General features: G+C 42.4%; 26 protein-coding genes and 1 pseudogene. 22 read left to right on the top strand and 5 right to left on the bottom strand.

Going from position 1 to position 25,095, the window contains the following annotated elements; all coding sequences use genetic code 11:
• Positions 1-149 precede the first annotated feature (149 nt).
• Complete coding sequence (locus WAX46_RS10100) at positions 150-824, bottom strand: YIP1 family protein (RefSeq protein ID WP_336493817.1); 675 nt, start codon at positions 822-824, stop codon at positions 150-152.
• Positions 825-998: 174 nt separating this feature from the next.
• Here WAX46_RS10100 and WAX46_RS10095 point away from each other — a divergent pair, with 174 nt between their 5' ends.
• From WAX46_RS10095 to WAX46_RS10045, 11 genes are read left to right on the top strand one after another with little or no spacing between them, the layout of a single operon-like run.
• Positions 999-1,769, top strand: coding sequence for a glycosyltransferase family 2 protein (locus tag WAX46_RS10095; RefSeq protein ID WP_226566762.1), 771 nt, complete (start codon positions 999-1,001; stop codon positions 1,767-1,769).
• A gap of 6 nt (positions 1,770-1,775) precedes the next feature.
• Positions 1,776-3,188, top strand: coding sequence for a capsular polysaccharide export protein, LipB/KpsS family (locus WAX46_RS10090; RefSeq protein ID WP_336493815.1), 1,413 nt, complete (start codon positions 1,776-1,778; stop codon positions 3,186-3,188).
• Between the two features lie 21 nt (positions 3,189-3,209).
• Entirely contained in the window at positions 3,210-4,388 is a 1,179-nt protein-coding gene (locus WAX46_RS10085) for a DegT/DnrJ/EryC1/StrS family aminotransferase (RefSeq protein ID WP_226566760.1), read from the top strand.
• On the top strand, positions 4,385-5,260 hold the full coding sequence (locus tag WAX46_RS10080; protein WP_226566759.1) for a GNAT family N-acetyltransferase: 876 nt from the start codon (positions 4,385-4,387) through the stop codon (positions 5,258-5,260). The genes WAX46_RS10085 and WAX46_RS10080 overlap by 4 nt, the downstream gene beginning before the upstream one ends.
• Before the next feature lies 1 nt (position 5,261).
• On the top strand, positions 5,262-6,386 hold the full coding sequence (locus tag WAX46_RS10075; RefSeq protein WP_226566758.1) for an N-acetylneuraminate synthase family protein: 1,125 nt from the start codon (positions 5,262-5,264) through the stop codon (positions 6,384-6,386).
• Positions 6,376-7,116 (top strand): glycosyltransferase family protein, encoded by a 741-nt coding sequence (locus WAX46_RS10070; protein WP_336493813.1) that lies wholly within the window; start codon positions 6,376-6,378, stop codon positions 7,114-7,116. The genes WAX46_RS10075 and WAX46_RS10070 overlap by 11 nt, the downstream gene beginning before the upstream one ends.
• Complete coding sequence (locus WAX46_RS10065) at positions 7,113-8,138, top strand: PseG/SpsG family protein (RefSeq protein ID WP_226566756.1); 1,026 nt, start codon at positions 7,113-7,115, stop codon at positions 8,136-8,138. The genes WAX46_RS10070 and WAX46_RS10065 overlap by 4 nt, the downstream gene beginning before the upstream one ends.
• Positions 8,139-8,140: 2 nt before the next feature.
• The gene (locus WAX46_RS10060; protein ID WP_226566755.1) at positions 8,141-8,881 is read left to right on the top strand and encodes a sugar phosphate nucleotidyltransferase; all 741 of its coding nucleotides are present in this window, start codon (positions 8,141-8,143) and stop codon (positions 8,879-8,881) included.
• The gene (gene rfbB, locus WAX46_RS10055) at positions 8,878-9,843 is read left to right on the top strand and encodes a dTDP-glucose 4,6-dehydratase (protein WP_226566754.1); all 966 of its coding nucleotides are present in this window, start codon (positions 8,878-8,880) and stop codon (positions 9,841-9,843) included. Before WAX46_RS10060 ends, rfbB begins: the two co-directional genes overlap by 4 nt.
• Before the next feature lie 3 nt (positions 9,844-9,846).
• The gene (gene rfbD, locus WAX46_RS10050) at positions 9,847-10,701 is read left to right on the top strand and encodes a dTDP-4-dehydrorhamnose reductase (RefSeq protein ID WP_226566753.1); all 855 of its coding nucleotides are present in this window, start codon (positions 9,847-9,849) and stop codon (positions 10,699-10,701) included.
• The gene (locus tag WAX46_RS10045; protein WP_226566752.1) at positions 10,694-11,149 is read left to right on the top strand and encodes a dTDP-4-dehydrorhamnose 3,5-epimerase family protein; all 456 of its coding nucleotides are present in this window, start codon (positions 10,694-10,696) and stop codon (positions 11,147-11,149) included. The genes rfbD and WAX46_RS10045 overlap by 8 nt, the downstream gene beginning before the upstream one ends.
• 347 nt (positions 11,150-11,496) lie before the next feature.
• On the opposite strand, the gene hemQ is transcribed toward WAX46_RS10045, so the two are convergent.
• Positions 11,497-12,264 (bottom strand): hydrogen peroxide-dependent heme synthase, encoded by a 768-nt coding sequence (gene hemQ / locus WAX46_RS10040; RefSeq protein ID WP_226566751.1) that lies wholly within the window; start codon positions 12,262-12,264, stop codon positions 11,497-11,499.
• 239 nt (positions 12,265-12,503) lie between these two features.
• Between hemQ and pta the strand changes: the two genes are divergently transcribed.
• From pta to WAX46_RS10020, 4 genes are all read left to right on the top strand, one after another.
• Entirely contained in the window at positions 12,504-13,475 is a 972-nt protein-coding gene (gene pta / locus WAX46_RS10035) for a phosphate acetyltransferase (protein WP_336493812.1), read from the top strand.
• A 621-nt stretch (positions 13,476-14,096) separates the two neighbouring features.
• On the top strand, positions 14,097-14,939 hold the full coding sequence (locus WAX46_RS10030) for a lipoate--protein ligase family protein (RefSeq protein WP_226566749.1): 843 nt from the start codon (positions 14,097-14,099) through the stop codon (positions 14,937-14,939).
• 47 nt (positions 14,940-14,986) lie between these two features.
• A complete protein-coding gene (locus WAX46_RS10025) occupies positions 14,987-15,472 on the top strand; it encodes a tetratricopeptide repeat protein (protein ID WP_226566748.1) in 486 nt (161 codons plus the stop codon).
• 28 nt (positions 15,473-15,500) lie between these two features.
• Complete coding sequence (locus WAX46_RS10020) at positions 15,501-15,734, top strand: DUF5970 family protein (RefSeq protein ID WP_226566747.1); 234 nt, start codon at positions 15,501-15,503, stop codon at positions 15,732-15,734.
• A gap of 34 nt (positions 15,735-15,768) precedes the next feature.
• Here WAX46_RS10020 and WAX46_RS10015 read toward each other — a convergent pair whose 3' ends face one another.
• A complete protein-coding gene (locus tag WAX46_RS10015; RefSeq protein ID WP_336493809.1) occupies positions 15,769-16,566 on the bottom strand; it encodes an RsfA family transcriptional regulator in 798 nt (265 codons plus the stop codon).
• A gap of 242 nt (positions 16,567-16,808) precedes the next feature.
• Here WAX46_RS10015 and WAX46_RS10010 point away from each other — a divergent pair, with 242 nt between their 5' ends.
• The 3 genes from WAX46_RS10010 to WAX46_RS10000 all read left to right on the top strand — a co-directional run bounded on the left by WAX46_RS10010 (position 16,809) and on the right by WAX46_RS10000 (position 19,032).
• On the top strand, positions 16,809-17,030 hold the full coding sequence (locus WAX46_RS10010; RefSeq protein ID WP_003215259.1) for a DUF1450 domain-containing protein: 222 nt from the start codon (positions 16,809-16,811) through the stop codon (positions 17,028-17,030).
• 169 nt (positions 17,031-17,199) lie between these two features.
• Positions 17,200-18,501, top strand: coding sequence for an HD domain-containing protein (locus WAX46_RS10005; protein WP_226566745.1), 1,302 nt, complete (start codon positions 17,200-17,202; stop codon positions 18,499-18,501).
• Positions 18,502-18,531: 30 nt separating this feature from the next.
• The gene (locus tag WAX46_RS10000; RefSeq protein WP_226566744.1) at positions 18,532-19,032 is read left to right on the top strand and encodes a YwgA family protein; all 501 of its coding nucleotides are present in this window, start codon (positions 18,532-18,534) and stop codon (positions 19,030-19,032) included.
• Positions 19,033-19,166: 134 nt separating this feature from the next.
• On the opposite strand, the gene WAX46_RS09995 is transcribed toward WAX46_RS10000, so the two are convergent.
• Positions 19,167-19,346: a 2-hydroxymuconate tautomerase gene (locus WAX46_RS09995; RefSeq protein ID WP_226566743.1), complete on the bottom strand. Its 180-nt coding sequence runs from the start codon at positions 19,344-19,346 to the stop codon at positions 19,167-19,169.
• Positions 19,347-19,453: 107 nt separating this feature from the next.
• On the opposite strand from WAX46_RS09995, the pseudogene WAX46_RS09990 reads away from it, so the two are divergent.
• Positions 19,454-20,070: pseudogene (locus WAX46_RS09990) on the top strand (site-2 protease family protein).
• A gap of 12 nt (positions 20,071-20,082) precedes the next feature.
• Complete coding sequence (locus WAX46_RS09985; protein WP_226566741.1) at positions 20,083-20,601, top strand: YwhD family protein; 519 nt, start codon at positions 20,083-20,085, stop codon at positions 20,599-20,601.
• Between the two features lie 131 nt (positions 20,602-20,732).
• Here the strand turns inward: WAX46_RS09985 and WAX46_RS09980 are convergent, their stop codons facing one another.
• Positions 20,733-22,802, bottom strand: a complete 2,070-nt coding sequence (locus WAX46_RS09980) for a transglycosylase domain-containing protein (RefSeq protein WP_336493804.1) — start codon at positions 22,800-22,802, stop codon at positions 20,733-20,735.
• 215 nt (positions 22,803-23,017) lie between these two features.
• On the opposite strand from WAX46_RS09980, the gene speE reads away from it, so the two are divergent.
• Positions 23,018-23,848 carry a spermidine synthase gene (gene speE, locus WAX46_RS09975; RefSeq protein WP_336493803.1) on the top strand — a complete coding sequence of 277 codons (831 nt, stop codon included), beginning with the start codon at positions 23,018-23,020 and terminating at the stop codon, positions 23,846-23,848.
• A 68-nt stretch (positions 23,849-23,916) separates the two neighbouring features.
• Positions 23,917-24,789, top strand: coding sequence for an agmatinase (speB, locus tag WAX46_RS09970; RefSeq protein ID WP_226566738.1), 873 nt, complete (start codon positions 23,917-23,919; stop codon positions 24,787-24,789).
• The last annotated feature ends 306 nt before the right edge of the window (positions 24,790-25,095 follow it).

Below are 25,095 nucleotides of genomic sequence, written 5' to 3'. Positions count from 1 at the left end.
TCTCAAAAAGCTAGCAAACTGGACATGGAAAGGACCATGTCCAGCGTAAGACAACTGATAAATTTTATCAAAATAAGTGAAAACCCCACTTTTACTTGAAGTAAAGGTGGGGTTTGTCTACGGTCTGGGAACTGCTTGGAGCAGTTCTTTTACATCATCCAGTTCATAGCCCGCTGGACATCAAATACAAGTGACATGATTATAAAAAACGCGGCCAACGGTGTGATGACGATCATGAAGGCTTGCCATACTCTTAGCTTCATTACAGCAACAATGCCTAACACAGCCATTCCGAATATCCATGTCTTTGCATATGTTTCAGTCAGTGTCAAAAGATCGAGATAATACCATACTTCATAATACTGATCTAAATAAGGTGAGATTTTAACAAATGTATACGGACCAAGCATACCAACAGTGAAAATCCAAGTAAGAGCAAATAAAGCGGAAGGGAAAAAGACTGTCAGCGTGCAAGCTTTGAGCACATCTCGATACGCCGTTTTACTGCCAAAAAAGAGCCGTTCTAACCACTGTAAAATGAGTGCACCGAAAAATAAAATGAGATTGCCTACTAAAATACCATAACCCGCACCATGTAACAGAATAAAAGGAAATGGAATATGATTGCCCATATACTCACTAAAATACCCTTCATACATCCAGCTCGTACCAGCGATACTCGCAAGGAGCATCATCAGCCAAATCGGAATAGAGGATTGTTGATATGAGCGAATAATCGTTTTTGTCGCGACAAAAATTTTAAAAAATCGAAAAAATCCTGTTACTTCCTCTTTTTGGGATAAATCATTCTTCATAGCTTCCAATGTTCTTTACTCCTTTAATACACACAAATGATTACTTATATTACCAAAAATTTCACGTTTTTCAAAGATAGATCATTAAAAGAATACAATTTTATAAAAAATAGGTCACTCTACAGTCTCTTTAAGAGAAGACACATATGATAACCATAGTTTGAAGAGACCGAGGTGAAAACTTTGACAAAAGTAACTGTCATTATGACGAGCTACAACAAGGCGGCTTACGTTGGCAGATCGATTGAATCGGTGCTGCAACAGACTTTGTCAGACCTTGAACTTTTTATCATGGATGATGGATCAAACGAAAAAACCCTGGCTGCAATTAAGCCTTTTCGCAAAGATCCGCGCGTCCATTTTATCCAAAGCGGTGTCAAAACGCTGGAGGAGAGAACAGTTAAAACTCGCTATGCCGTGCTCATTAATCAAGCATTAGAAATGGCGAAGGGAGAGTATATTTCCTATGCCACCGATGACAATGTCTATGCACCGTACCGTTTAGAGAAGCTCACAAATTATTTAGATGCCCGCCTGAATGAAGATATTGTCTATTCTGGTTCAAAAGTGATCTATTTAAATAGCAAAAAAGAGCCAGTGAAGGAAACGATTCGACCTGCGCAAACAGTGCAATGGAATGCACCCTGTGCCATTGATCACTGCTCGGTCGTTCATCGTTCGTCCATTTTATCAAAAATTCACGATGAATTTGGTTCCTACTGGGACGAGAGTCCGCACTTTTATCGAATAGGGGATGCTCGGTTCTTTTTTAGATTAAATCACTTTTATCCGTTCTACCCCTTTAATGAAGTGTTAGATACAAATTACATCACAGAACAGTCAATTCATTATCAGTTGGCAGAAGAAGAGAAAAATGACTTTATTCAAGCACTTCCTCTGCAGTCTACCTGCTGGGAGCTTCGCCATATATTAAAACAAAGACATAGGAGGTGACCTTAAGTGTCGCACTATATTCATCATTATTGGCAGGTGTATTTTGAGTATGTGAATTTAATGAAGGATTTGTCCTATCGCCAAATTCCTCTTGGGTTGATCAGTAACTTTTATCAATACATCAGCCCTGAAGTGAGAGAACGCATGGAAGATGAAGCATTTGGTCAAGAACTGACAACCGCTTGTCCGCTGCCGCAAGAGATTCAGCCATTTTTTGATCAACAGAAACAACAAATCAAGCGTATCGCTTATCGTCCGAATAATGGAAAGGTCTTGCTTCACTTTGAACACTTGCGTTTTGCTGAGCACAATTATACACGGTTTCACCCGAACAAAACGGTGGTGCTCGCTCGTTGGAAAAAGGCTGATTATTTCGGATTACCAGTCATCAGCAAGCCGGAATTAGCCGGAGAGGTTAATAAAGAAGCCCATGCTGAATATATTGAAAAAGCAAATGCTCTACTGAAACCTTACGGACAGCACCCTGTCTTTGGCAATGTCTTTTTTAGAGAAAAACTTCGGAAGGACATTGTGCAATTTATTGATGTGATTGACGAGACAGAGACGCTGTTCCATTTGCAGCCTATTGCAGCGGTCATTGTTGGTACGACAGAGGATGTTTATAGCCGCGTGCTCGCTTTACAAACAGTGAAACGTCAACTCATCAGTATCTGTCTTCAGCACGGTGTGCTCATGGGAGACGAAGCCTTTTTGCCGATTTTCACCACCTGCCACGGAGTGTTTGGAAAGTATGAAAAGGACTGGTATGAAGACAAAGGCTGTAAGCCTGAACAGGTGGAGATTACAGGTCATCCTAGATTTGATTTGGTGCAGGATCGAACGCCGCTTCAACAGGAAATGGTCTTTCGTAAATTGAACTTCAGTCCAGCTAAAAAGACCGTGCTTGTGGCAACGCAGCCGTTTTCAGAGGACTTTTATGGAAATGTCCTTGAAACGATTGCGAAACGAAAAGATATTCAGCTGATCATGAAGCCGCATCCGTGGGAAATGGCTCGAAACCGCTTAAATGTATACGTGGCCATTGAGCGGACGGGGAACCATGTGAGATTGATTAAAAAAGAAATCGATTTGTATGACCTACTGCCATATATGGATATGGTCATTACGCTCACATCAACAGTCGGTCTTGAAGCGATGCTTTTTGAAAAAAGTGTGCTGATTGGGAAAATGCCAGAAGGCAGAAGATACCCTTATTACGAGTCGCTTGGCAGCTATTATATGGAAAACCCTGTTGAACTGGCTGAAAAAGCGATCCGTATTTTGCCTGATGAACAAGAGATGAAGCTGGCAAAACAGCAAGGGGCTCATTTCATTAAAGAAAATTATCCGCATGCGCGATCGACCGATGTTCTGCTTTCTCTGCTCAAAACAAAAACTGGTGTGGATTTTCAGAGATGAAGATAGGAGTGTGCAAACAATATGGGACAAAAGAGAGCACAATTTCTTCCTTATGCACTGCCTTTGATTGAACAGGAAGAAATTGATGAAGTCATTGGAACATTAAAGTCCGGCTGGCTCTCAACCGGACCAAAAGTAAGACAGTTTGAAGAAGAATTTAGGCAGCTGACAGGTGCAAAACACGCAATAGCTGTCAATTCATGTACAGCTGCTCTATTTTTAGCGTTAAAGGCGAGAGGTATTGGGAATGGTGATGAGGTAATTACAACGCCCCTGACGTTCTGCGCAACAGCTAATACGATCATCCATACGGGGGCAGCGCCTATTTTTGTGGATATTGATCCAGCGACACTCAATCTGGATGCAGAGAAATTGGAAGCGGCCATCACACCACATACAAAAGCGATTGTACCTGTTCATTTTGCTGGTCAATCATGCGACATGGACAGGATTTTAGCGATTGCCAAAAAGTATGATTTGTTTGTGCTGGAGGATGCCGCCCATGCCCTCTATACGACGTATCACGATCAACCCATTGGATCGATTGGTGATGCGACCGCCTTTAGTTTTTATGCAACGAAAAACATAGCGACTGGAGAAGGCGGCATGCTGACGACAAATGATGATGCACTTGCAGCTCGAATCAGAAGACTAGCGCTCCACGGGATGAGCAAGGGAGCGTGGAATCGTTATGGAGAAAAGGGAACGTGGTACTACGAGGTCGAGGAACCTGGCTATAAAATGAACATGTTTGACGTGCAGGCATCGTTAGGGCTCGTTCAGTTAAGCCGGCTGGATGACATGCAGACCTGCAGAGAACAGATTGCGCAGACATACAATGCGGCTTTTCAAAAAGAAGCAGGGCTGATCTTGCCGCCTGTCCACCAAGAGGGAAGACATGCGTGGCATTTGTATGTGCTGCAAGTTGATCCAGAAGAAGCATTCATCACACGTGATGACATGATCGATCAGCTACAAAAGGAATATAAAATCGGCACGAGTGTTCACTTTATTCCTGTTCATTTGCATCCATACTATCAACAAACCTATAGCTATTCACCAGAGGATTTCCCTGAATCACTCACTTATTACGAACGTACTCTCTCACTCCCGCTTTATCCAAGTATGACAGATGAAGACGTGCAGGATGTCATCACCGCAGTGTTGTCTATTCTAAAAGATAAGAAGGTATCTTCATGAAGGTTATTCATGCAATAGACGATCAGGTGCTTGCCGCTTGGCTGGAGAAATATGATCATCAGGCAAAACACATGGAAGGCTTCAAGCAATTTGCCCTTGTCAGCGGTGCCCAGCTCAAAGCGGTGCTGTTATACGAGTGGTCAAAATGGGAGAGTGGAATTTTCAACCAGCACATTTTTCATGTGAAGCTCGTGGAAGCTGAGTCGGCATCTGCTTTTAAAGAATTGATGGAGCGATTCATCAATTGGATGAGAACCGAAAAATGTGATTTCTTCTTTTTACGTCTTGAAGCGGCTGATCTTGAAAAAAACCGTATTATCCAAAAGCTATCACATGTGTACTATGTCGGCGGTCTCACGCGGCTTGAGGCACCGCCTGCTCAAATAGAGATGCCATTAACAGGTCAAGATGTGGTGATGAGTCTGCCAAATGAAAAGGAATACGATGAAGCGGTGTTACTTGGTCATCAGGCTTTTGTGAAAAGCCGCTATGCACTTGACCCATATTTAGACCAAAGGGTCGTTCAGCATTTCTACCAGGAATGGATGAGAAATAATTTACTTGGACGCGCAGATATCAATCTCGTGGCAAAGCTGAACAATGAAGTGGTTGGCTTGATTCAAGGGATGACAAAGGGCAATGAGATGGCGCTTGAGCTTTTTGCGATTAGACCAGATGTACAAAGAAAAGGGATTGGGAAAAATCTGTTTATTGAGATGATGAAGGTCTCTCATGACAGAGGGCATCATTTCATTTCTGCCGGGACCCAGTTGCATAACACGACAGCCATTCAGCTGTATGAAAAGATGGGCTTTAGGACAACAAATGCCTTTTTGTATTACCATGTATGGCCGAAAAAAGGAGAGAGGTAAGATGGCGCATTTCTATATTGGAGATCGCAAAGTGGGGGGTGGTGCGCCTGTCTTTATCATTGCAGAGGCAGGCATTAACCATGATGGAAAGCTGGATCAGGCGCTTGCTTTAATTGATGTGGCGAAAGAATCAGGTGCCGATGCGGTAAAATTTCAAATGTTTCAAGCTGATCGAATGTATCAAAAGGAACCGGGCTTATACGAAACGGCAAAAGGAGAAGAGGTGTCCATTTTTTCTTTAGTGGAACAAATGGAGCTGCCGCCAGAATGGCTGCCGACCTTATTAACGAGATGTAAGGAAAAGGGACTGATTTTTTTAAGCACAGTGTGTGACGAAGAATCTGCGGATCTATTGAATCAAACCGATCCTCCTGCTTTTAAATTGGCATCCTATGAAATTAATCATTTGCCCCTTTTGCGTCACACCGCTTCATTTCAAAAGCCGATCATTTTTTCAACAGCTGGGGCGACCATTGCTGATGTTCATGAAGCATATGAGACCATAACGAACCAGCAAAATAAGCAAGTCGCTATCATGCATTGTGTGGCAAAGTATCCAGCGCCTAGAGCATACACGAACCTTCGTGTCCTTCAAACCTTAACCTCAGCTTTTCCCGAGGCAGTCATTGGCTTTTCCGATCATAGTGAGCATCCAACTGAAGCGCCTGTTGCCGCTGTGAAGCTTGGTGCAGCGATGATTGAAAAGCATTTTACAATCGATAAAACGTTACCTGGAGCCGATCATTCCTTTGCACTTGATCCTGAACAATTGAAGGAAATGGTTCACCACATTCGAGCAGCAGAAAAGCAGCGGAATCAAACAGAAGCAGATGTTCAATCTTTGCCAGAGGAGATCCTTGGCAGTTCTTATAAAACGACAACTGCCATTGAAGGTCAGATTCGAGAGTTTGCGTATCGAGGGATATTTACGACAAAAGGCATTGCAAAGGGCGAGACCTTTACTTCAGAAAATCTAGCCGTGCTACGTCCAGGGCAAAAAAGCCAAGGTCTTCACCCCCGTTATATGGCGATTTTACTTGGTGCAAAGGCTATGAGAGACATTCCAGCCCATACAGGCGTTTCGTGGAAAGATGTGCTCGCACAGGAGTCCCAAGATGATCAATGATGTGCTCTTTGTCATCCAGGCTAGGATGGGTTCAACAAGACTTCCAAAAAAGGTGATGAAGCCGATCGGCGGCATGGCGCTGATCGACTTGATTGTTGAGCGGGTAAAGCAATCAGATGATTACAATCACAAAACGCAAAACCTCATGATCGCCACAACTGTCGAGGCAGAAGATGACTTTTTGGCTCATTATTGTCTATCAAAGGGCTATAAGGTGTTTCGAGGCAGTGAGACGGATGTGTTGCAACGATTTACGCAAATTGTCCGCCAGTTTGAACCACAAACTATTGTACGTTTAACGGGAGATAATCCATTTATAGATCCTCCACTTTTGTCGAAAATGCTTGAAAAACATAGACAGGAGAAGGCTGATTACACCTATACGAACGGAACACCACTAGGTATTTCCGGGGAAATGATTGACGCACCTATTTTAAGTAAAATCGACACATTTCCCCTCACGCATCAGGAGCGTGAGCATGTCACTCTGTATATCAGAAAGCATCCGGAGCAATTTCACCTTCAATTAATCACACCGCCCAAAGAACTTGCATATCCTGCTTATCGATTCACGATTGATACAGAAGAAGATTACGTGTTTGCTATCCGTTTACTTGAGAAAGCTGGCGGTTCCATTGCTGTGCCAACGGCTGAGCTCATATCCATCTGTGAACAGGATCGAGACATTGTTCGTTTGAATCAATTTGTGAGACAGAAGGATGCTGAATGAACAAAAAAATCATGATTGTTGTCTATGGTGGTTTTTTAAGAGGGATGGGGCATGTCGTCAGAATGAAACGGTTAGCAAGGGAGCTACTTCAGGAAGGGAACGACCTATTTTTCTATACAAATGAGCAGATTTGTGTAGAAATGCTTTCCCATCCAGAGTGGCACGTCCACATGTTGCAGGAATCGAATGCGGTCATTCAATTGCAGCAAGACATGAAAGAGCTGAAACCAGATCTTCTTCTGATTGATGTTCTTGATTGTGACCTGCAGTTCCTTCAAACGATCAAGGATTCCTGCGGCTCAAGACTGGTCTTATTCGAGGAAAAAAGAGATGAAGCCGGTGAGCTTGCGGATGCTGTCGTCAACGGTATCTATGGAGGTCTGGACGGGAAGCACATGCAAGTAAATGGGACGGAATATTTTTATGGAACACCTTATTTATTGTTAGATCACGAGATTGGCCGATTAAAAGACACTTATGAGGTTCGAAAAGAATGCAAAAAGGTGGTCATCAGTCTTGGGGGCAGTGATCCGAGTGGATTGTTATCAAAGGCTGTATCAGCACTTCTCCAAGAAAATCATTTACAGATTCTAGCGGTTACAGGAAAAGCCTCTCACATCAAAGAGCAAGTAGAGGCTGAGCATATTCAATTCATTCGCCATACAGATCAATTACCTGTTCGTCTATCGGAAGCTGATTTGGCCATTGTGGCAGGTGGCATGACGTTATATGAGGCAGTTTGTATTGGGGTGCCCAGTATTGTACTCACGCAAGTAGACCACCAAGCAGTTACAGCGAGCAGTTTTGCGCAAAAGGGAGCCTGTCATCACCTTGGATTAGGCGACCATGTAGATGAAAAAGATCTATTGCGTGCGGTTCAAAGGTTGTCCGAAAGCTACTTCCTCCGCAGGAGCATCCATCTCAATGGACGGACACTCATTGATGGAAAAGGAACCGAGCGAGTGAAAAACATTCTTATACACCTCATGAATCATCACCAAAAAGAACATAAGGATGTGTAGATGTGAAGGGAGTTATTTTAGCAGGAGGAAAGGGATCAAGACTAGCACCATTAACGAAAATTTTCAACAAACATTTATTGCCGGTTGGACCATACCCGATGATTTATTGGTCATTGTTCAAATTGAAGGAAGCGGGTATTTTAGATGTGATGCTAATTTCACAGGAAGAACAAGTCCCGATGTTTCAAAAATTGCTTGAAGGTGATCAGGAACTTGGGATGAACATTGTGTATCAAGTACAGCCAGAGGCTTCTGGTATTTCGGATGGGTTATCCTATGCAAAGCCCTTTGTAGAAGGGAAGAAGTTTGTGCTCATGCTTGGTGATAATGTATTTGAGGATTCGTTAAGCCCTTTTGTCGAAGCCTTTCAGCAGCAAGAAGGCGGAGCCAAGGTACTTTTAACAGAAGTGGCAGACCCGAAGAGGTTTGGCATTGCAGAAATTGATTCCGCACACCACCGGATTTTATCAATACAAGAAAAGCCAAAGCATCCGCGTTCATCCTATTGCGTCACTGGCATCTACTTTTATGATCAAGAAGTCTTTCAATATATTGAGAAAATCTCGCCGTCAGATCGAGGGGAATTAGAGATTACAGACGTGAATAATCTCTATATCTCAAACAGCCAACTGACCTATGATATGTTAAAAGGGTGGTGGATTGATGCAGGAACACATGAATCTCTCCACCAAGCATCTACGAAAATGTTTGAAACGATGAAGAAAAAAGAGGGGTACGTATGACGAAGTCTTATTTAATAACAGGCGGAGCAGGATTTATTGGACTGAATTTTGTGAAACTGCTACTTCAGGAATCGGATGCCCGGCTCACCGTATTTGATAAATTAACGTATGCCAGTCATCCAGAGGAAATGGATGAATTATCAAAGTTTTCTCATTTTCGTTTTATTCAAGGGGATATCACCCTACAGCATGAGCTGGATCAAGTATTTGATGAAGCCTATGATGCCATCATTCATTTTGCAGCAGAGTCGCATGTCGATCGCAGTATTGAATCGGCAGAGCCCTTTATTCAAACAAACGTTCTCGGTACCTATCGTATGCTAGAAGCTGTCTTAAAGGGAAAGGCGAAAAAACTCATTCATATTTCAACAGATGAAGTATATGGAGATTTGGAGATGGATGATCCTGCTTTCACAGAACAAACACCACTTTCACCGAATAACCCTTATTCAGCAAGTAAGGCGAGTTCAGACATGCTTGTGAAATCTTATATCCACACCCACCAATTACCCGCCATGATTACTCGATGCAGCAACAACTACGGCCCCTATCAGCATGAAGAAAAATTAATACCTACCATTATCAAAAAAGCGATCAATGGAGAAAAGATCCCGATTTATGGAGACGGCCAGCAGATTCGCGATTGGCTATATGTAGAGGATCATGTAAGAGCTGTGAAGCAGGTAGTAGAAAATGGTAAATCTGGGCAGATTTACAATATTGGCGGTGGCAACGAGAAATCGAATCTTGATTTAACCAAAACCATTCTCACACATCTCGGCATCAGCCATGACCAAATTGCGTTTGTTCAAGATCGAAAAGGGCATGACAGACGGTACGCCATTGATGCCGGTAAACTAAAAGGAGAGCTTGGCTGGGTCCAGGCGACTTCATTTGAAGAAGGTATCGAAAAAACGATCAAGTGGTATCGTGCCAAATATGATCAGAGCGAAGAAGGGTGACCGATGAAAGTTTTAATTACCGGTGCAGGCGGCCAATTAGGGAAAGAATTGAGCAAACAGCTCAAGGAAAAAGATATCACCGTCATTGCTTTAACAAGGAGCATGCTCAATATCGCAGATCAACAAGCAGTCAGACACGCGATGAGACACTTCAGGCCTGATATTGTGGTCAGTGCGGCAGCATACACATCTGTTGATCAATGCGAAACAGAAATTGAAAAGGCCTATCTTGTGAATGGCATTGGTGCTTATTATACAGCGCTAGAAGCAAAACACGCAGGGGCAGATGTGTTACATGTTAGTACAGATTATGTGTTTGATGGGCAAGCGAATGCCCCTTATCAGGTCGATGCACAAGCGGATCCCCAAACCATTTATGGAAAGAGTAAAAAGCTCGGCGAGGAATTGATTCATCTTGTGTCAGACGAAGTGAAAATCATCCGTATATCGTGGCTCTATGGACATGAGGGACACAACTTTGTTAATACCATTCTTCGGCTAGCTGAAACGAAGGATCATGTGCGCATCGTAAATGATCAAATAGGATCTCCTACTTATACAAAGGATGCAGTGGAGGCCTTGATTCATTTGTTTGATCAGAAGGCGGGTATCTATCACGTCAGTAACCGAGAGAGCTGTTCCTGGTTTGAGTTTGCGTCAGAAATTGTTGCAAAGAGCGGCCTGTCTACCACCATTGAGCCGATTTCCACGGAAGAGTACGGATTCCAAACACCTCGTCCAGCCTATTCTGTTTTAGACCTTGAAGCGATTGAAGCCACAGGCTGGCAGCCAAGACATTGGAAGGATGCACTTCACGAATATTTGCAAAAAGAAGGGAGATGGCATCAGCATGATTGATGGTGTGCAAACGAAAAAACTAATGAAGCATTGTGATGATCGCGGCTTTTTTGCAGAGCTCATTCGAGATGACGAACCGATGCTGAAACGCTTTGGGCAGGCGTCGTGGTCGAAAAGCTTTCCAGGAGTGATCAAAGCCTTTCATTACCATGAAAAACAAGATGACGTTTGGTTCTTCCCAGCAGGTCATGCCCAGGTCGTTTTATACGATTTGAGGGAGGGTTCTCCCACAAAGGGTCAAACCGATGTGTATTATATGGGAGAAGACAATCCGATGTTGCTCCTTATTCCAAAGGGGGTCGCACATGGTTATCGTGTACTAGGCGAGACGCCTCTGCAAATTGTTTATTTTACAACAGAATCCTACGATACGAAAAACCCAGATGAAAAAAGAATCGCTTGGAATGATGAGGCGATCGGATTTGATTGGGAAACGACGTTTAAATAAGAAGAGAGGCCTTTCGCAGGAGAAAGGTCTTTTTGTTGAGATACATTCTGTATGTGCCATTTTATGTATATTTATGAAAATCAAAAGAAAAGGGATGTGAAAGGCAATCGCCATAAAGCTTGCCGATCAGGTCGATGTTTAAGGTGTTCCTTTGAATACCGATCCCGCCGCAAAGACGCATCCAGTAATCAGCTACCTTTGAGGCAGAGATGGATACATGGAGATCGTTTCGAAAATGCACCTAGCCTTAATGCAAAAATAGCGATGGGGAGTTTTTCATGATGAGAACACCTTTCTAAACAAATACATAAAAAGACTTCGGAGAGATCCGAAGCCTTAAGAGTTTATCAAACATGGAAATAAGACGCTAGCTGCTCGTTTGCTAATCGGTTTCCAACAAAGAAGGAACCAAATTCGCCGTAACGTGCACTAACTTCATCAAAGCGCATTTCATAAACCAGTTTTTTAAATTGAAGAACATCGTCAGAGAAAAGGGTGACGCCCCACTCATAATCATCGAAACCGACTGAACCTGTAATGATCTGTTTGACTTTCCCAGCATAGCTTCGGCCAATTAAGCTGTGGCTTCTCATAAGGGATTTACGTTCGTCCATTGAGAGCATGTACCAGTTGTCATTGCCAGAACGTCTTTTATCCATTGGATAGAAGCACACGTATTTAGAAGAAGGGAGCTCTGGGTATAGACGCGCACGTACATGTGGGTTTTCGTAAGGATCCCCGCCGCCTTCCCCTGCTAAGTAGTTGCTTAATTCAACAACTGAAACGAACGAATACGCTGGAATTGTGAACTCTGCTAGTCGTGACTTGTTGAATTCAAGTTCAATTTCACCCAGTTCTTCTATTGTTGGACGTAAAATCATGAGCATAATATCTGCTTTTTGGCCCACAATACTATAGATTGTTTGGCTTCCAGCCTTATCGTGCTCAACTATCTTCCATTTTTCTAGTAGAGCTGTAAACTCATGAATAATGGCTTGACGCTCATCGCTTGTCAGCAGCTTCCAAGCTGTCCAGTCAATCGTTCTAAAATCATGCAGCGCATACCAGCCGTCTAGTGTTTGAGCTGCTTCATTTGTTTTATGTTGTTCGCTCATTTCTTTCACTCCTATTTACAGTTTTCCATCTGTTCCAACTATAACATAGTTTGTCCAAATGGAGATGTGATCAAAACTTGACGAAGACAACCGTTTTTATCAAAATTGATTGAATTAGTTTGAAAAATAAGAATTTAAATTGTAAGCGCTATAATGTAAGTTGGTAGTTTGAATTTATGTAGAAGAAGAGTATGCTTAAAAGAGAACGCTTTTTTGTAAAATCAAGGAGGGTAATTGAAGTGGCAGATATTTTTTCAACAGTTCAGGAAAAGGTTGCAGGTAAAGGAGTTAAGATCGTTTTTCCTGAGGGAATGGACGAACGCATTTTAACAGCCGTTCAAAAACTAGTAGATGGCAAAGTATTACAGCCGATTGTTCTAGGCAAGAAACAAGAAGTTGAAGCCAAAGCAAAAGAATTAGGTCTTACACTTGAAGGTGTTGACGTGTATGATCCTCATACATATGAAGGTTTTGAAGAGCTTGTACAAGCTTTCGTAGAAAGACGTAAAGGAAAAGCAACAGAAGAGCAAGCAAGAAAAGCATTACTAGATGAAAACTATTTCGGTACAATGCTTGTGTATAAAGGTCTTGCAGACGGACTTGTGAGCGGTGCAGCACACTCAACTGCTGACACAGTGCGTCCAGCACTTCAAATCATTAAAACAAAAGAAGGCGTAAAGAAAACTTCTGGCGTCTTCATTATGGCTCGCGGAGAAGAGCAGTATGTATTTGCTGATTGTGCGATCAACATTGCACCAGACAGCCAAGATCTAGCTGAAATTGCGATCGAAAGTGCAAATACAGCGAAAATGTTTGATATTAGACCACGTGTGGCCATGCTTAGCTTCTCAACAAAAGGCTCAGCAAAATCAGACGAAACAGAAAAAGTATCTGAAGCGGTTCGCATTGCAAAAGAAAAGGCACCTGAGCTTGTACTTGATGGAGAATTCCAATTTGATGCAGCTTTCGTTCCTTCAGTTGCAGCGAAGAAAGCACCAGACTCCGTCATCAAAGGGGACGCTAGCGTATTTGTTTTCCCTAGCCTCGAAGCTGGAAACATTGGCTACAAAATTGCACAGCGCTTAGGTAACTTTGAAGCTGTAGGTCCAATTCTACAAGGCTTAAACCAACCAGTAAACGATCTTTCCAGAGGCTGTAATGCCGAAGACGTTTATAACCTTGCGCTGATCACGGCGGCTCAAGCACTATAATATGACAATCAAAAAAAGCTAGCTTCGTTTTTACGCAAAGCTAGCTTTTTTTGTATATTTGTTGAATTCGTATGACGATATTTGGAGAACAGACCAAGCCCTATCCAAAGCCTCTATTATCTCAATCATCAAAATAGCGAAGGTTGGAAAATGTTTTTAAGATTGATCATGGGAAGAATGTGTTACTACTAATACAGAGAGTAAAATAGATTCTAATACAATAAAAGGAGTTAAAAAATTAATGGGCCATGAACTATGGATCGATCCATATTCTGTAAGAGGCTTTCGGTTAAGATTTAATGACTTTGAATTATCTTGATATCGAAATCCATTGATTGGTTAAAAGCCTTTCAACGTTTATTTTATAATCATTCAACTATAGTATTACGAGGAGTACATAAATGGAAATATAAGTGCGGAGTGACCCATCTAGTTATTTCTACAGATAAAGCAAACATTCAAAACAGAGCATCTATTTAGGAGACTCCCAAAAATGATCAATTTACCTCAAATCCCCAACCTGCTCATTAATTGAACCTGAACATGATTTCCCTCCCATTCATCCCATGTTCCTTCCATGGTATAATAAACACAGTTTATGAACGAGAGGATATGCAGGAGATGAAAAATGAACCTATTGAGTTACTGACACAGTCGAAATGGCGAATCATCGATCAGTCAAGTCTAGGTCCTTATGTGGATCCAAAGCAATCCTTTGCCATGGATGATACGCTTTGTGCATCGGTGGGGAAGGGGCTTTCACCAGCGACAGCCCGTTCTTGGGTGCATCACAATACGATTGTTCTTGGTATTCAGGATACAAGGCTTCCATTCCTTCAATATGGCGTGAAGCTGCTTGAGGAAGAGGGGTATCGTGTGATTGTGCGCAATTCAGGTGGTCTTGCTGTGGTGCTGGATGAAGGTGTACTGAATGTGTCGTTAATCTTTGCGGAACAAAAGAAGGGTATTGATATCGACCGAGGGTATGATGCAATGGTGGCGCTGATCCGACGAATGCTGGCGAAGTATGAAGTGAAGATCGAAGCCTATGAAATTGTTGGCTCTTACTGTCCAGGAAGCTACGATTTAAGCATTAATGGAAAGAAATTTGCAGGCATATCTCAGCGTAGATTACGCGGAGGAGTCGCTGTGCAAATCTATTTGTGTGCAGATGGAAGTGGACGAGAACGAGCAGATTTGATTCGCCGTTTTTATGATGCTGCCTTAAAGGATAAACGACAAGAGGTCAAGGCGGTATTTCCTGATATACAGCCTGATACGATGGCATCCCTATCAGAATTAATAGGAGAACCAATTGATTGTACGCTTCTGATGCGTCTTTTACTAGAAGAGCTTCAAAAGCTGAGTGATCAACTGACAGCGTCAGGCCTCACCGTAGAAGAGCAGCTTGAATTTGAGAAAAACATGACGCGGATGATTGAGCGGAATGAGAAGGTGTTTTGATAAAACACATAGGTACTTCAATTTTGAAAAAATTGAGAGGTGAAGTAATGGAAACAAAGCTTGTGAAAGCCATTGAACTTCGAAAAAGTGGACACCTTCAAGAATCAAATGAAATGCTCACTCATCTTGTGGAAGAGTATCCAGACCATGCCTCCCTTTACTATCAATGTGCCTGGAGTTATGACTTGTTAGGAGAGGAAAAACAAGCTGTCTTTTTTTATGAAAAGGCAATCGAGTTAGGGTTGTCTTCAGAAGAACTAGAAGACGCTTTAATAGGGTTAGGAAGTACATACAGAACCTTAGGAGAATATGAAAAGTCAAAACAGATATTCCTAAACGCTATGGAAGCTTATCCGAAAAACAAAGCCATTCAAACATTCTATGCCATGACTTTGTATAATTTGAATGAACATAGCGAAGCGATGGAGGTATTACTGAACTGTTTAACTGAAACAACAAAAGATCCTAATATTTTAAGTTATCGAAAGGCCATTGATTTTTATTCAAATCAGTTAGATACATTGTGGAAATGATATGGTTTAATAGAAAGGAAGGATTCCGGTGAAATCCAAAAACGGCAGTTACCTCTATTTACTTTGGCTTTCTGTGATCATAGGAGCCGGCTACGGCATTTCACTTTTAGTGCCGTTTCTTCAGCCTGTACTGACACTTGGCATCGCAGGTCTTTATATTTTTATCTTTGGTGATTTTCAGGTGAGACAGGTCAGATATATTTTTATGTTCGTGTTTTTGATTAATGTCCTTTTTAGTGTGATGCTATTTTTGGATATTTAAAAAAGTGCTTCCCGTAAGTGGGGAGCACTTTTTGTTATTCTGCCATTTTTTCAAGGTTGCCGTTTCGGTCCATTTTAAAGGTTGGCGCGGCATTGTCGTCATCCTCAAACAAGACTAGTTTTCTCGCACGATTCATGATTTTGACAAGTGTTTCATAATCTTCTTGAATCGTGAGCTGATCCTTTTCAAGCTTTTTCACTTCCGCTTCTAGCTGCGAGACTTTATGTGAAAGTTCGTTGTTTTCTCGTTTTAACCGGCTGTTTTCCATACGTAAGGCAGAGGATTGATGTCCATCACCTTCATAGCGGCGTAAGAAATCAATGATATCTTCGATCGTTAATTCCTGACGCTGCCTAAATGGGTTGGTTTCTGGCATTTTCTCTGTGACGTGAGAAGCCTGTGACAATAAATGTGATAAACTAGCTAACTCTTCATTGTAGTTTTGATCAACAAATTGGAGCTGTTCTGCTGTTTCAACTGCTGGTGCAAATGTTTCTTCTTTCGCTGGTTCCAGCTCTTGAGAGAATTCCTGTGTGATCGTTTCCTCTACTTGCGGCTGATAGAGTAAGCGTTTTTTTGCAGGCTGACCATTGCCGAGTGTGCGCATTCGTTGTTTTCGCTGTTTTTTGGCAAGTGCCAACGCTTTTTCATATTGATGCCTTACGACAGCATTCCATCTAAATCCGCATGCCGCTGAGGTGCGGTTCAGCTTGTCTCCTACTTCTTCAAACGCATTTAGCTGTGTGCTGCCCTCTCTGACATGACGTAAGACGGTTTCTGCCAGAAGGAGATCATTTTCCTCAGACCAAGCATCTTGTCTTTGTTTTGACATGTGTTTAAACCCCCAAATGATTTGATGGTATTAGATTAGCCAAGTTAAAGAAGGTTTATACAAGTTTGCTAAAAGGATAGTGGAAAATACGATCTTTTATGTAAACGTGTATTAGCACTGACAATGCGCCTTGCATGTCTAGGCACTTCGATGTACAATGTTTGGTGGTATATTACTCACTCTTGGTTGTCCAACTGTTTCATATAGAATGAAGTTTCATCATTGAAAGGAAGCGTAAGACCATGGCTAATGAGTTTCGCGTATGTGACGATTGTGATGCGACGAACCTAAAGACGTTATTGCCTCGACTCAAATCGGTTGACCCTGATGCAAAAATTGAGATTGGCTGTCAGTCGTATTGCGGTCCAGGACGAAAAAAGGCTTTTGCGTTTGTGAACAATCGCCCATTATCAGCACCAACAGAGGATGAATTACTCGAAAAGGTTCAAAAAAAAGTCAAATAAATGTCACTGAATGTGTTCAGTCGACCTAAAAAGAGGTCCGTCCCTGTCAGGTCGGGCTTTTTATGTCCGTGAAATCTTCGAGAACACATTCATCAGCAAATTCAAGGATGTTTTCGGGAAAAGTTACCCGATATAATAGAAACACGTCTTAAAAAAGAGGGACGAAACGATGGCGTATCCAAAAGGGAAATTATCTGAAGAAAAGGTATTTAAAGATCCTGTGCACCGTTATGTTCACGTACGGGACGCATTAATATGGGATTTAATAGGGACAAGAGAGTTTCAGCGCCTTAGACGAATTAAACAGCTAGGAACCACTTACTTGACGTTTCATGGGGCAGAACACAGCCGATTCAATCATTCACTCGGTGTATACGAGATTGTGAGACGGATTGTGGATGATGTGTTTAAAGGACGACCAGAATGGGATGAGGGGGAGCGCGAGCTTGTACTGAGTGCAGCCTTGCTTCATGACCTTGGTCATGGTCCGTTTTCTCATTCCTTTGAAAAGGTCTTCCACTTAGATCATGAATCGTTTACAACAGATATCATTTTAGGGCAAACGGAAGTAAATGAAGTGCTTCGCCGGGTCAGTGATGATTTTCCAAAGCATGTGGCGGAAGTCATTGCCAAAACCTATCAAAACAAACAGGTGGTCAGTTTGATCTCAAGTCAAATTGATGCCGACCGAATGGACTATTTACAGCGTGATGCCTACTATACAGGCGTCAGCTATGGCCACTTTGATATGGAACGTATTTTGCGTGTGATGCGTCCGAGAGAAGACCAAATTGTGATGAAGCAAAGCGGGATGCATGCCGTAGAGGATTATATTATGAGCCGCTATCAAATGTACTGGCAAGTCTATTTCCATCCAGTGACGCGCAGTGCGGAAGTCATTTTAACGAAAATTCTACATCGTGCAAAAGAGCTGCATGAAACTGGTTATATGTTTACACATGCCCCAGTTCATTTTTACTCGATTTTTGAAGGGAATGTCACCACAGAGGACTATATTAAACTGGATGAATCCATTGTCTTATTTTATTTTCAGGCGTGGGAAGACGAAGAAGATCACGTGCTGGCTGATTTGTGCCGCCGTTTTATGAACCGCCGATTGTTCCATTATACAGAGTTTAATCCAAACGAAGAAATGACGAAATATTTCAAGCTGACCGCTTTGTTCGAGAAGGCAGGAATTGATCCTGACTATTATTTAGTGGTCGACTCTTCCTCTGACTTGCCCTATGACTTCTACAGACCAGGGGAAGAAGAAGAGCGGCTGCCGATCCACCTCTTGACGCAAAGTGGTCATATTAAAGAACTGTCGAGACAGTCAGATATTGTTGACGCCATTTCCGGTAAACGAAGAACCGATCATAAACTTTATTTCCCGATGGACTTAATTGTAGATATGTCGGAAAAAGCTGAAGAAAAGAAGGCGATCATGAAGCTGCTTGAATTGGGATAAGGAAGTATTGAAAAAGGAGATGTCGGGAATTTGTTGAAAGAGCATGCAAAGTTGATGAAGGTGTTCTCTGAATCTGGGGAAATCGTTGGACGGAAGAAGCTGCAAAAAATGATTTACATTGCAAAAAAGTTAGATTTGCCTTTTTACGAGAAATACGATTTTCATTTTTATGGCCCCTATTCAGAAGAGTTGACGCTCAGAATTGAAGAGCTGTGCAACCTTGGATTCTTGGACGAAATGAAGGAAAAAAAGGGCGGATACTATCAATATCGCTATTCGCTGACGGACAATGGGAAAGAATTTCTTGATCAGTGTGAAGTGGACATGCCTGATCTCAAAGTGGTGACGCAGCAGATGAACGAGCAATCATCTCGTTTTCTAGAGCTCGTCTCAACGATTTTATACTTTGATGTCCTGCCTCAAGATGAGGTGAAGGAAAAGGTCTTCACCATTAAAAGCAAGCAGCGCTATACGGACGAAGAATTTGAAGCTGCCCTTACTTATATCAAGCAATTGAAGGAAATGAACTAGTTGGCTTGCCGCATGATCCGCAAGGCAGCGGAATTGTCTCCTTAATGAATTATGATGTCAACCGTAACAAAGCGTGTATAGTTAAGATAGGAGACAAAAGGACAAACGCCTCTCTGTTTGTCCTTTTTATATGCTTACAGGTCACTCACTCGCTTCCCTGCTACGGCATAGTGTTCTTTTTTTATTTCTTCAATAATGACAGAAACTTTTTCTGCGCCTGTTGTTTGGACAACGGCATCAGTGACTTTCTCCACAAGGGCTCTTTTCTGCTCGTCTGTTCTTCCTTCAAGCATTTGAACGGTGACAATCGGCAATGCGAAAACCTCCTTTTTCCTTTAGTGTTTCGCTTCCCTTTAGTTTAAGGGACTTCTTATAGTATACTGAATGAAGTAAATCATTGTATAGAAAGAAAGAGGGATTCATGCCTTTGAACCAATTTCTTGTTTATCCATTAGAACTTATTCCATATGTCGCCATTACGCTTGTTGTTGCATTTACGATGCAGCTAAAAATCAAGGCAGATTGACGTTAAATCCACTAAAGCATCTGGATATATTGGGGACGATCTTGATCTTTGTGGCCGGGTTTGGCTGGGCGAGACCTGTACCGGTAAATCGTTACCACTTTAAGAACCCACGCTTAGCAGGGATTTGTGTCTCCATCGCTGGGCCTTTAAGTAACTTGGTTTTAGCATTTTTAGGCTTTTTTGTGTATGTGCTTCTTCAGAAATTTGGTGGAGAGTGGATCATGGGCTTTGAGCCGGGAGTCGATTATTTCTTCCAAATCTTTATTAACCTGAACGTCATTTTGTTCCTATTTAACCTATTACCACTCCCACCGCTGGATGGGTATCGAATTATTGAGGATGTCGTCAGTCCCGGCATTCGTGCAAAAATGACGCAATTTGAACAATATGGGGTGATCATTTTCCTCATATTCGTCATTACGCCGCTTGGTCAGTTTGTTTTTGGTCCATTAATCAGTATGAGAGATCAAATGATAGACTGGTTTAATTTTATTTTGAAACCGCTGCTTTAGGAGGTCTAATGAATGGAAGGTAAAAAAAAGAAACCAATTGGTTTTAACATTATTAAAAAGACAGATGCAACCGATGGACATGGAGGCTTTGGGGCGGGTTCACTAAGCCTCGATAACATCTCGCCAGTCATCATTGATGTAGAGGAAAAGGAAGCTGTCATTGATATTGGAGCAATGCATGCAAGAAGTGCCGTGGAAAAAGGGATTAAATTTTTGAAAAGCAAAGAAGAGGTGCCAAACGGAAAGCCGTATTGGCTCGTATGGGTGACCATTGACCGAAGAGAAGAAGGGCCTTATTATGCAGGGGTAACGGCCTGTGAAATGACAGTTGACCGCTCGATTCGCCGCGGGTATAAGTCGCTTCCAGAGCATGTGAACTTAATGGATAAATCCATGAAGCGTAAAATCATTGTCAGCCATATGGATGATGGATCGAAAAAGGTGCTTGCTGATTTCTTGAAGAGCCACAACGAAGCATTATGGGAAGCATCCACAACTGAATTGAAAGAAGGATTGGCTGTCCCTGAGTAATTGTGAAATTTTTGTGAAGAATGGCGGATGGCTACCAATTCCAGTCGTTTTTTGAGTAAACTGGTGTTAAAGCTAGGACATGGAGAATCCCGAGATGTATATCTCGGGGTTTTTCATGTTTTTTTTATTCTTCATCGTTTCATCCACTTTTCCCACCATTTCTTTGGCTGTTGATCTTGAGCCGGGTCTTGCTCAGATGCCTTTTCCTCAGCACCATAGCAGACACCTGTAGGCTCCGTTCCTTCTATAAAATAGGTGAATACCTTTGATTCACATCCTGGACCTGCAAGATCACCGGTTTTTGGATTGATATACACACCTTTTACGCCGTCTGGCGGCATGAAGGAGGAGGATGGCTTCTTTGAGAGAGCTGATTCCATAAAGGAGGCCCAAATCTTTTTCGCATAGGCGGTTTCTTCGACTGAGTCAATGGTGCGCCCTTTGTCATAGCCGGTCCACACACCTGTTACGAGCTGGGGAGAGAAGCCGATCATCCAACTGTCTGCTCCTGTCGTCCCCGATTTCCCCCCATATGTCCGCGTAAGTTCCTTCATAATGGTACGTCCAGTGACACTTGTATAGCCGTTTAATTGATCATTGAACATCCCAGACATCATATCGGTGGTGACAAAAGCTGCTCTTTCATCTAGTACTTGCTCCCGTTTTTGTTTTTCCTTAAACAGCACGTTGCCTTTTGCATCCGTTACTTTCGTAATAAAGGTTGGCTTGACCCGTTTGCCGCCATTGACAAGCATGGCATAAGCATTGGTCATTTCAATTGGTTTGACAGGAGATGTCCCTAGCGCAAGTGACGGCACTTGATCCAGTTTCTCGTTGATACCAAACATCTTGCCGGCACGTACAAGCTGTTCCATTCCTAAAAACAGATGGGTTTTAACTGCATAAATATTATCAGATAGAGCCAAAGCTTGAAGCATCGTAATGCCGTCATTGGCGTAATAGCCGTGATAGTTGCTTGGTGAATAATTGGCACCGCTTCCTTGGTCATCCAGTTTAAAAACTGTTTCCTCACTGCGCATGACGGTTGCTGGTGTAAATCCATTTTGCAAGGCCATGTAATAGAGAAGTGGTTTCATTGTCGAGCCTGGCTGTCTTTTAGCCTGTGTGACTCGATTGAATGGACTTTTCTTATAATCTCTTCCTCCAACTAGGGCAAGCACATGTCCTGTTTGGGGATGGATGGCGGTAAATCCAATTTGGATGTTTGAGTCGGAATTCATCGTGTTTTTCAGCGTCTTCTCTGCGATTTTCTGTAATTCAGGATGTAAGGTGGTTTGAATATGAAGTCCATAGGTTTTGATCTGTTCCTCTGTTAGGCCCAAGTTTTGCTTCAGTTCTCTAATCACATCATCATAAAAATACGGGGCTTGCTTTGCTTGTAGCTGCTTCTGATGCAGCGAACGATAGGACAGCTTTTCTTTTGCTGCATCAGCGGCTTCTTTTTTCGTAATCACGCCATCCTCTTTCATTTGCCTTAGGATCAAGGCTTTTCTTGAGTCCGCTTTTTCCTGATTGACATAAGGGGAATAGAGAGAAGGCCCCTTTGGTATACCGGCAAGCAAGGCAGATTCAGCTAGTGTCAAATTCTTCGCCTTTTTCCCGAAATAAAGACGGGAAGCGGCTTCCACACCGTACGCTCCGTGACCATAATAGATGGTGTTCAAGTATCCTTCTAAAATCTCATCTTTTGTATAGTTTTGCTCTAAGCGGATCGTGTAAAAGGCTTCATTCCACTTCCGCTTCCACGTTTTATCATGATCTAAATATAGATTCCGTGCATATTGCTGGGTGATTGTGCTAGCACCTTGCACCTTTGCCATTGCACGAATATCAGCCACCGCGGCACCCGCCATCCGTTTCACATCAAACCCATGATGGTCATAAAAAGTTTTATCCTCAACAGCTACAACTGCCTGCCTGATATGCGGAGACATGTCTTTTAATGAAACCCAATACCTCTTTTCTCCAAAGCTGGATTCTCCGAGTTTTGAGCCATCTGCTGCATAAATGGTCGTGGATTGGGGAACTTGAACAGAAGGGGCACCTTGCCACTTTGCAAGTAAAAGAATCGTCAAAAAAACAGTGCCTGCAAATAGAAAGGCAAGCAAGCCAATAAAAAAGCAGGCTCGAATCGTTTTCACGGTCATGCGGATTTTTTTATTACTCATGATTGTGTCCATGCAAAGCCCCCATTTTGACGGTTTTTTATCAGTATGGAACAAAGAAAACCGTTTTAAACAAGCGATCGCATCAGTGTGCGTTGAAAAATGATGCGGTTCTTTACAATTTGATATGAATCCACTATACTTTTTTCTTGAACAATCGATAACGTCATAGCCGTTAAAAGGCGCTAATAATAGATGTTTGTTTATTATTGGATGAGAGGAAGAGAACAATGAGCGAACTTTGGTATACAGAGAAGCAAACGAAGAATTTTGGCATTACATTGAAGGTGAATAAAACCCTTCACACAGAACAAACAGACTTTCAGCATTTAGAAATGGTGGAAACAAGAGAGTTTGGCAATATGCTGTTTTTAGACGGCATGGTGATGACATCAGAGAAAGATGAGTTTGTATACCACGAAATGGTGGCACATGTTCCTCTTTTTACTCATCCAAACCCGGAAAATGTACTTGTCGTAGGCGGAGGGGACGGCGGTGTCATTCGTGAAATCCTCAAGCATCCAAGTGTGAAAAAGGCCACGCTTGTTGATATTGATGGCAAGGTGATCGAATACTCAAAGAAATTCCTTCCTATAATTGCTGGAAAACTTGACGATTCTCGTGTGGATGTCAAAGTGGGAGACGGCTTTATGCACATTGCGGAAGCGGACAACGAGTATGATGTCATCATGGTTGATTCGACTGAGCCAGTTGGACCAGCTGTGAACCTGTTCTCTAAAGGATTTTACGCAGGAATCTCAAAAGCTCTCAAGGAAGACGGGATCTTCGTGGCACAAACGGACAACCCTTGGTTCACACCGGAATTGATTACGAATGTACAGCGTGATGTAAAGGAAATTTTCCCGATCACAAAGCTTTACACGGCGAATATCCCAACGTATCCAAGTGGTCTTTGGACATTTACAATCGGTTCTAAGAAATATGATCCACTTGCTGTGGAAGACAGCCGCTTCTTTGTTGTTGAAACGAAATATTACACAAAAGAATTGCACAAAGCAGCATTCGTTCTGCCGAAATTTGTGAGCGACTTAATTAAATAAATGAAGCGAAATGGAAATGCGCAAATGACTCTTTGCGCATTTTTTGAGCATAAAAGGAGGAATCTTGCGTGAGATTCGACGAGGCTTATTCAGGTAAAGTGTTTATTGGAAGTCAGCCGACATGGGAAGATGCAAAAGTCATTTTATACGGTATGCCGATGGATTGGACGGTCAGTTACCGCCCAGGCTCACGTTTTGGCCCGAACCGCATCCGTGAAGTATCTATCGGTTTAGAGGAATACAGTCCTTATTTAGATCGTGAGCTGCATGAGGTGCCATTCTTTGATGCAGGTGACATTCCACTTCCATTTGGGAACGCACAAAAAAGCTTAGATTTAATTGAGGCATATATCGACAGTATTTTAGAAAAAGAGAAATTTCCATTAGGAATGGGTGGAGAGCATCTTGTATCTTGGCCGGTTTTCCGTGCGATGCATAAAAAACACCCTGATTTGGCCATCATCCATATGGATGCACATACGGATCTTCGTGAGGAATATGAGGGAGAGCCGCTATCTCATTCCACACCGATTCGTAAAGTAGCAGGACTTATTGGACCTGAAAATGTGTTCTCCTTCGGTATCCGTTCTGGTATGAAAGAAGAGTTTGAATGGGCAAAAGAAGCGGGCATGCACATTTCTAAATTTGAAGTACTAGAGCCATTAAAGGAAGTTTTGCCAAAGCTGAAAGGCCGTCCAGTTTATGTGACGATCGACATTGATGTACTAGACCCAGCACATGCGCCTGGTACTGGAACGGTCGATGCTGGCGGTATTACGTCAAAGGAGCTACTTGCATCCATTCATGCGATAGCAGGTTCTAATGTTCAAGTGGTTGGTGCTGACCTTGTCGAGGTAGCGCCTGTATACGATCACTCTGATCAAACGGCGAATACAGCGAGCAAGCTTTTACGTGAAATGTTGCTTGGATTTGTGAAATAACATGTTGATAGAAGAGCTTGTCATCTCATGTAGACAAGCTCTTTTTTTGCATTGGACAAAAAGATAAAGAAGGCAGCTTATGTTTGCTGCTATATTCATGGTGTTCCCGCTTTATTGTGTTAGCGGCAGGCTTTCTTACGCTGAAAAGAGAGCTAGCAACAGAGCCGTCTGTTTTTGCTTCAAAAAAGGAGACAAAGGAAGAGATCGTTGGTCTGTTTCATTTTTCTTTTTTTCTAAAGTGATGTTTGAAGATCAAAACGAAGTTTAATGAGAGTGAAGGTGAGAAATGATGGTATGATAGGCAAT

The sequence above is a fragment of the Bacillus sp. FJAT-53060 genome (assembly GCF_037104745.1).
GTDB lineage: Bacteria > Bacillota > Bacilli > Bacillales > Bacillaceae > Bacillus > Bacillus stratosphericus_B.
This window is presented reverse-complemented; position numbering and strand designations above follow the sequence as displayed.